The sequence below is a fragment of the Oleiphilus sp. HI0061 genome (assembly GCF_001635675.1).
This window is the reverse complement of record NZ_LWFE01001429.1, coordinates 1-944: the sequence shown is the minus strand read 5'-3', so window position 1 is coordinate 944 and position 944 is coordinate 1. Positions and strand designations below refer to the sequence as shown.

The following is a 944-nucleotide window of genomic DNA, read 5'->3' as shown; positions in this document are numbered from 1 at the left end:
TCACTTGGTACAACACAGAGCACCGGCATAGTCGAATTAACTTTGTTACCCCAGAGCAAAGGCACTTAGGTCTGGATGAAGAAATATTATCGAAGAGGGATGAGCTTTATCGCAAGATGAAAAGAAAGAACCAAATAAGGTGGTCAAAAGCTACGCGGAACTGGGAGAAAGTGGGTGACGTTAAGTTGAACCCGGAGAAGGAAAAACAAGCAGCTTAAATGCTCAGGCGACAACTACCTTGAAAAACGCCGTCACCAAGCTTCATGCGAAGTTTTTCATCAATGTTAGTGATCAGGTTAGTCAAATAGCCAACCGTCGAGTCAATTTTTTCTGCTAGGGATGCCTGGCCCTCGATGATTGAGGCGAGTGTTTTTTCAATGCGGTCATCCCTACCTCGACCACATTGAGGACAATGGCGCGTAGCAATTTCCTGTCGTGTTTTGGGATATGGGGAGTGGCAGCGCGAACAAGTACTTCCTAAGGTCGTATCATGAATGGGGCAATTCGTTAACCAAGGATAATCATAGATATCGCTATGATAGAAAAGCGCACTGCATTGTGCACAATGACGTAAGGCTGGTTTGAATTTATGGCGGTTTAGATCAGCATGCGTCGCAAAAATCGTTTGATCATTACCTTGGCGTATATCGCGCATGAGTAGTCCAGGATTGGCCATGCACTGAATACGCCAGCGTCCCCATTGACTCAAATAGGGTAGCCAAAAGAAACGACCTTGATTAACGAGATAGTCGTCGGGTAAATACTTATTCACGATCATCAGATCCCCGCCACATAAAAGGCCTCAGTAATAAGGGCATCGTCATAGTCGTGAACAACCGTCAACCGTGGCAAGAAGTCCATTAGAAGAATGTCTAGGGTCGCTCGACAGATTTCCATGGTTAGTTGTGACTCTTCCTCTTGGCAGAATTGATCACAATAAACAC

The 944-nt window shown here is 45.3% G+C and carries 1 protein-coding gene and 1 pseudogene; one reads left to right on the top strand and one right to left on the bottom strand.

Annotated features, from left to right (window positions below; genetic code table 11):
* Positions 1 to 218: pseudogene (locus tag A3735_RS32080) on the top strand (IS3 family transposase); the annotation flags it as partial.
* Here the strand turns inward: A3735_RS32080 and A3735_RS22585 are convergent.
* Positions 215 to 772 carry a hypothetical protein gene (locus tag A3735_RS22585; protein WP_156499838.1) on the bottom strand — a complete coding sequence of 186 codons (558 nt, stop codon included), beginning with the start codon at positions 770 to 772 and terminating at the stop codon, positions 215 to 217. The pseudogene A3735_RS32080 and the gene A3735_RS22585 overlap by 4 nt on opposite strands.
* Between the last annotated feature and the right edge of the window lie 172 nt (positions 773 to 944).